Annotated in this window: 7 protein-coding genes, 5 tRNA genes and 1 pseudogene; 6 read left to right on the plus strand and 7 right to left on the minus strand. The window is 70.8% G+C overall.

Annotated features, from left to right (window positions below; genetic code table 11):
- Positions 1–94 (plus strand): annotated as a pseudogene (locus DY218_RS25715) (zf-TFIIB domain-containing protein); the annotation flags it as partial.
- A gap of 87 nt (positions 95–181) precedes the next feature.
- On the opposite strand, the gene DY218_RS25720 reads toward DY218_RS25715, so the two are convergent.
- The 5 genes from DY218_RS25720 to DY218_RS25740 all read right to left on the minus strand — a co-directional run bounded on the left by DY218_RS25720 (position 182) and on the right by DY218_RS25740 (position 636).
- Positions 182–253: transfer RNA gene (locus DY218_RS25720), tRNA-Val, on the minus strand.
- 32 nt (positions 254–285) lie between these two features.
- Positions 286–357 (minus strand) — tRNA-Val (locus tag DY218_RS25725).
- A gap of 24 nt (positions 358–381) precedes the next feature.
- Positions 382–453, minus strand: a tRNA-Val gene (locus DY218_RS25730).
- Between the two features lies 1 nt (position 454).
- Positions 455–528: transfer RNA gene (locus DY218_RS25735), tRNA-Cys, on the minus strand.
- Positions 529–563: 35 nt separating this feature from the next.
- Positions 564–636: transfer RNA gene (locus tag DY218_RS25740), tRNA-Gly, on the minus strand.
- A 144-nt stretch (positions 637–780) separates the two neighbouring features.
- On the opposite strand from DY218_RS25740, the gene DY218_RS25745 reads away from it, so the two are divergent.
- From DY218_RS25745 to DY218_RS25755, 3 genes are all read left to right on the plus strand, one after another.
- Entirely contained in the window at positions 781–1,833 is a 1,053-nt protein-coding gene (locus DY218_RS25745; protein WP_128558529.1) for a chorismate-binding protein, read from the plus strand.
- A complete protein-coding gene (locus DY218_RS25750) occupies positions 1,830–2,651 on the plus strand; it encodes an aminotransferase class IV (RefSeq protein WP_128558530.1) in 822 nt (273 codons plus the stop codon). The genes DY218_RS25745 and DY218_RS25750 overlap by 4 nt, the downstream gene beginning before the upstream one ends.
- 63 nt (positions 2,652–2,714) lie before the next feature.
- A complete protein-coding gene (locus DY218_RS25755) occupies positions 2,715–3,545 on the plus strand; it encodes a GNAT family N-acetyltransferase (protein ID WP_128558531.1) in 831 nt (276 codons plus the stop codon).
- A gap of 12 nt (positions 3,546–3,557) precedes the next feature.
- On the opposite strand, the gene DY218_RS25760 is transcribed toward DY218_RS25755, so the two are convergent.
- Positions 3,558–4,079 carry a DsbA family protein gene (locus DY218_RS25760; RefSeq protein ID WP_128558532.1) on the minus strand — a complete coding sequence of 174 codons (522 nt, stop codon included), beginning with the start codon at positions 4,077–4,079 and terminating at the stop codon, positions 3,558–3,560.
- Positions 4,080–4,308: 229 nt separating this feature from the next.
- On the opposite strand from DY218_RS25760, the gene DY218_RS25765 reads away from it, so the two are divergent.
- Positions 4,309–4,758, plus strand: a complete 450-nt coding sequence (locus DY218_RS25765) for a hypothetical protein (protein WP_128558533.1) — start codon at positions 4,309–4,311, stop codon at positions 4,756–4,758.
- Between the two features lie 166 nt (positions 4,759–4,924).
- A complete protein-coding gene (locus DY218_RS34635) occupies positions 4,925–5,077 on the plus strand; it encodes a hypothetical protein (RefSeq protein ID WP_199566855.1) in 153 nt (50 codons plus the stop codon).
- Between the two features lie 35 nt (positions 5,078–5,112).
- Here DY218_RS34635 and DY218_RS25770 read toward each other — a convergent pair whose 3' ends face one another.
- Complete coding sequence (locus DY218_RS25770; protein ID WP_128558534.1) at positions 5,113–5,670, minus strand: CGNR zinc finger domain-containing protein; 558 nt, start codon at positions 5,668–5,670, stop codon at positions 5,113–5,115.
- Between the last annotated feature and the right edge of the window lie 106 nt (positions 5,671–5,776).

Here is a 5,776-nt window from a genome sequence, read left to right on the forward strand (position 1 = left end):
CGCCTGGGGCGCCCCGCACGGCGGCGGCCACCACGGCGCGCACTACGGGCACTACCGGAAGAAGGGCTTCGGCCGGATGCTCTTCTCCTCCTGAGCCGGGCCGCCGGGTAGCCGGCCCCCGGGTCGCCGGCCCCGAGAACGAAGAAGCCCCCGACCGAAGGCCGGGGGCTTCTTGATGCTGTGGACGATACTGGGATTGAACCAGTGACCTCTTCCGTGTCAGGGAAGCGCTCTCCCGCTGAGCTAATCGTCCTCGGGACCACGACCTGAATCGTGGGGACCGCGTGCGCGATACTGGGATTGAACCAGTGACCTCTTCCGTGTCAGGGAAGCGCTCTCCCGCTGAGCTAATCGCGCGGGGCCCGTAAACGAACCGGGCAGTGGACGATACTGGGATTGAACCAGTGACCTCTTCCGTGTCAGGGAAGCGCTCTCCCGCTGAGCTAATCGTCCTTGGAGGTGGAGACGGGATTTGAACCCGTGTAGACGGCTTTGCAGGCCGTTGCCTCGCCTCTCGGCCACTCCACCCGGAGCGTAGGGGTTCGGGAAGATCCCCCACTTCGAGCGGACGACGAGGTTCGAACTCGCGACCTCAACCTTGGCAAGGTTGCGCTCTACCAACTGAGCTACGTCCGCTTGTCTGTCCGGCGGCGCTCCGCGTCCCGGCGACGCCTTGAACTCTAGCGGATTACGCAGCCAGTTCAAAAACGTGTTTACCCAGCGTGCACCGCCGACACCGGCCCGGGGTGCGTGTCCGCCGCCGGTCATACACTCGCATCCGTGCCCGACCTACCCGCCCTCGCCCGCTTCTCCGGTTTCGTCGCGTCCGATCTGCGTGACGTCACGAGCGACCCTGCGGCCCTGGACTCCGAAGGATTCTGGGCCGTGTCCGCCGATTTCGAGGGGCGGCTGATCTGCGCGCGCTTCGGACGCGTGGTGGCAGACCCGGCCCCGCAGATCGTGCCGGGCCGCTGGCGTGGCCCGGCCGTCGGTGACTGGACGTCGTCGCTCGACCGCGAGGCGTATGTGGCGGGGGTCCGGAGCATCCGGCGCCACATCGAGGCAGGCGAGGTCTATCAGGCCAACCTCTGCCGGGTTCTCTCCGCACCGGTCGCGCCGGACGCCGACATCGACGACCTCACCGCACTGCTCGCCCACGGCAATCCGGCGCCGTACGCGGGGACGATCAGGCTCCCGGGACACGGCGTCGAGATCGCGACGGCCTCGCCAGAGCTGTTCCTGCGCCGGTCGGGCACGGTCGTCGAGTCCGGCCCGATCAAGGGCACCGGCCGTACCGAGGCGGACCTCCTGGACAAGGACCACGCCGAGAACGTGATGATCGTGGACCTGGTCCGCAACGACATGGGCCGGGTCTGCGCCACCGGGTCGATCACCGTGCCCGACCTGTGCGCCGTCGAGAAGCACCCCGGTCTCGTGCACCTCGTGTCGTCCGTACGCGGTGAACTCGCCGACGGTGTCGGCTGGGCCGAGCTGCTCGCGGCCACCTTCCCGCCCGGATCCGTCACCGGCGCCCCCAAGTCCAGCGCCCTGCGGATCATCGAGGCGCTGGAGACCGCACCGCGCGGCCCGTACTGCGGCGGCATCGGCTGGGTCGACGCCGACCGCGCGCGGGGCGAGCTCGCCGTCGGCATCCGGACCTTCTGGGCGGACCGCGGGCAGGGGCTGCTGCGCTTCGGCACCGGTGCGGGGATCACCTGGGGTTCCGACCCGGAACGCGAGTGGCGCGAGACCGAACTGAAGGCATCGCGGCTGCTCGCCGTAGCATCGGCCCGGTACGGGCAGCATGAGCAAGACGGAGGGATCCGAGCGTGAAGATCTGGCTCAACGGCGGACTGCGGGACGCGGACGCGGCCCATGTCTCCGTCCTCGATCACGGACTCACCGTCGGCGACGGCATCTTCGAGACCGCCAAGGCGGTCGACGGCCACGCCTTCGCCCTGACCCGCCACCTCGACCGGCTCGCCCGCTCGGCCGCCGGGCTCGGGCTGCCCGCCCCGGACCTCGACGAGGTGCGCACCGCCTGCGCCGCCGTCCTCGAGGCCAACCCGGTGCCGTACGGCAGACTCCGAATCACCTACACCGGCGGACTCTCGCCGCTCGGCTCGGACCGGGGCGACAACGGCACCACGCTGGTCGTGGCCCTGGGCGAGGCCGGCAAGCGGCCGGACAGCACCGCGGTGATCACCGTCCCCTGGACCCGCAACGAGCGCGGTGCGCTCACCGGCCTGAAGACCACCTCGTACGCGGAGAACGTGGTGGCGCTCGCCCGCGCGCGCGAACAGGGCGCGAGCGAGGCGCTGTTCGCGAACACCGTGGGCAATCTCTGTGAGGGCACGGGCTCCAACGTCTTCGTCGTGCTCGACGGCGAGCTCCACACCCCGCCCCTGTCGGCCGGCCCGCTGGCCGGCATCACCCGCGCCCTGGTCGTCGAGTGGACGGGCGCCCGCGAGACCGACCTGCCGCTGGACGTCCTGGAGCGCGCCGAGGAGGTCTTCCTGACCTCGTCGCTGCGCGACATCCAGGCCGTGCACCGGGTCGACGGCCGTGAACTCCCGGGTGTCGCGGGCCCGGTGACGGCGAAGGCCGTGCAGATCTTCGACGAGCGCGCGGGGAACGACCTCGACCCGTGATTCCGGACGCGCGACCCGTCAATCAGGATGACTGCCGCGGCGGCAGCGGGTAGAAACCGAACGATGACCACGACCCTGCGGCCGACCGGGCCGATCCAGCAGTCCGAGGACGGAGTCCGCTCCCGCCACTACCAGGTGTGCGTGAACAGCCGCGCGGTCGGCGAGACGGAACTCGCCACGCACGAGGCCTTCGGCCCCGAGGTGGGCCGGATCCTGTCGCTGCGGATCGACGAGCCGGACCGCAGACGGGGTCGGGGCACGGTGGCCGCGCTGGCCGCGGAGGAGGTGCTCCGCAGCTGGGGCTGCCGCCGGGTGGAGGCTTCTGTTCCGGCGGAGTCCACGGCCGCCGTGACCCTCGCGCAGGCACTCGGCTACATCGAGCGCAACCGTCAGCTGTCCAAGCCCCTCACGGCCGGCGGGCCCGTCGAGCTGCCGGACGGCAGCCGCGGGCGCCCCATGACCGACGACGAGTACGAGCCGTGGCTCGCGGCCGGCCAGGACGCATATGCGCGGAGCTGGATCGAGCGTGGCGTCCCGGAGGCCGAGGCCCGTGCCAAGGCCGCGCACGACCACGCCCGGTTCATGCCCGAGGGCCGGCACACACCGGGAGTCGTACTGCGGATCCTGGAGGACTCCGCCGGCGCGGCGGTCGGCAGCCTGTGGGTGTCGCTGGGCGACCCCATGGCGTACGTCTTCGACGTGAAGGTCGACGAGTGGTACCGGGGGAGAGGGCACGGCCGTTCGCTCATGCTGCTCGCCGAGTCCGAGGTGCTGGCGGCGGGCCGCGACGTCCTCGGACTCAACGTCTTCGCCGGGAACATCCCGGCTCTCTGCCTCTACGAGTCCCTCGGCTACCAGCCGCTGACGTACTACCTGTACAAATCTCTGGTCTGAGGGCGGCGTCCGTCAGGCCGTGCCGTCTCCCTCGAGAAGCCGGTCGGCGATCGCGGTGATCCGCTCCCGCAGGCCTTCCTGGCTCTTGCCGCCGTCGAGGCGTTCGTCGCCGATGACGTACGTCGGGGTGCCGGTGACGCCGATGGCCTTGCCCTCCGCCTGGTCCGCGTCGACGATCAGGATGTGCCGGCCGTCCACCAGTGCGGTGTCGAACTCCTCGGCGTCCAGGCCCAGTTCACCCGCCACCTCGACCAGCAGGGACTCGCCCCTGCCGTCGAGCTCACCGACCCGGGCCAGGACGGCCTCGACGTACTCCCAGCCCTTGCCCTGGGCGACGGCCTCCTCGGCGGCCTGGGCGGCGGCGAAGGCGTGCTTGTGCTTCTCCAGCGGGAAGTGCCGCAGTCGTACGTCGATGCGATCGCCGTAGGCCGTGCGCAGCGCGTGGATGTCGTCGATGGCGTCGCGGCAGTCCGGACACTGCAGTTCGCACCAGACGTCGAGGACGACGGGGCGCTTGGGGGAGGAGTCGCTCATGCCGTCAGTCTTCCAGCCCGCCGGGTAGGCGCCCAATCCGCATCTCCTACGAGTCCGATCCGCATCACCTACGAGTCCGATCCGGACCTCCGAAGGAGGCGCGGCCCTGACTGGGGAGGAGATCCGCCCCTGAGTTGTCCCTGAGGTCGTGCCCGATCGTGGCCCCATGGTGCCTCGACGGTGCAGGATGGAGAGGACGTAACCGTAAAGCTCCCAGCTGGAGGACCGGATGCTTGCCGAGACCATCTGTTCAGCGGTGTCCGCGGCCGGCCTGGGCATCGCGGCGATCACCGCGTACCGCAAGCGTTTCCTGGCCGCGACGCGCATCGCGGCGTACTCGCTGATCCCGGTCGGCCTGGTGATGACCGGTGTCGTGCAATGGGTCTCCGACCTGGTCTTCAAGCCCAGTACCTGGGTCGGCTTCGGTGTGCTCGGGCTGTCCTGGGTGCTGTTCGCGAGCAGTCGTGCCGTGGAGCGCCGGCGCGGCGGTACGCGCAAGGAACGAAAGGCGGCTGCGCGTGCCGAGCAGGGCGCCGCCGTCGCACCCGCCGCGTCCGCCCCGTCGCTGGGCGCCGGGCAGTCCGCCGCGCCGCAGACCAAGGCCAATGCCAAGCCTTCGGCGGAACCGCAGGAGGACTTCTCCGACATTGAGGCGATCCTCAAGAAGCACGGCATCTGAGCCACGAAGCACCGGCGGACCGGTCGGTGCAGCCGGTCCGACCGGCCGCCCGGCAGGTGTGGCTGTCCGGCATGCGGGAAGCGGCCCCGGATTCCGGCGAACTCCCGCATCTCATTGGCGTGTTGGTCGGTGCCCGAGCTCCGCCTGAGCCATCATTCGCCCCGAGATGCACGACACTTCCCGGGGCCAGGCCCCCGCACCCCCGTCCGAGCAGCGAGGCTGTCTCTTCGCGCTCTCCCAGCCACCCCTGATGATCTTCCTCGCGGTGATCGGCGGGCTACTGCTGCTCGGGGCGGCTCATGATCTGTTCCTGCTCTGAGCCCGCCCCACTGCCGGCGAATGCCGCCGCACCGCTCAGCCCGCGGCTTCCTTGCGGCGGGCCCGGTAGGCGGCGACATGCAGCCGATTCCCGCAGGTGCGGCTGTCGCAGTAGCGCCGTGAGCGATTCCGCGACAGATCCACGAAGGCACGGCGGCAGTCCGGGGCCTCGCAGCGCCGCAGCCGATCCTGCTCACCGGCCACGACGAAGAACGCCAGGGCCATCCCGCAGTCCGCGGCGAGGTGGTCCGCGACCGAGGCGCCGGGCGCGAAGTAGTGCATGTGCCAGTCGTAGCCGTCGTGGTCGGTGAGCCGTGGGGTGGTGCCGGCGGCGGCCACCAGGTCGTTGATCAGGACGGCTGCCTCGCGCGGCTCGGTCGCCGCGAAGACCTCGGCGAAGCGGCCCCGTACGCGGTGGACGGCGGCCAGATCGTGCTCCGCGAGCGTGCCCACGTCGCTGACCTGGTGGCTGCGTACGAACTCGTGCAAGGCGGTCACGTCGGGGATCCCGTCACCGGTGTCGCCGTCCGGTGCGGTGTTCACCAGATCCACCACGGTGTCGAGCGCGCACCGGGTGTCGTGGGTGATCAGCACGTTTCGCTCCCTGGCGTGGAGGTCGGGCCGCTGCCCGCCGACGCTGGCCGATGCTAGCGCGTCGCCCGCCATGCACCGGCGCCGTCGCCGCGGGGAGTCCGCGGCG

The organism is Streptomyces triticagri, assembly GCF_003429565.1.
Classification (GTDB): Bacteria; Actinomycetota; Actinomycetes; order Streptomycetales; family Streptomycetaceae; genus Streptomyces; species Streptomyces triticagri.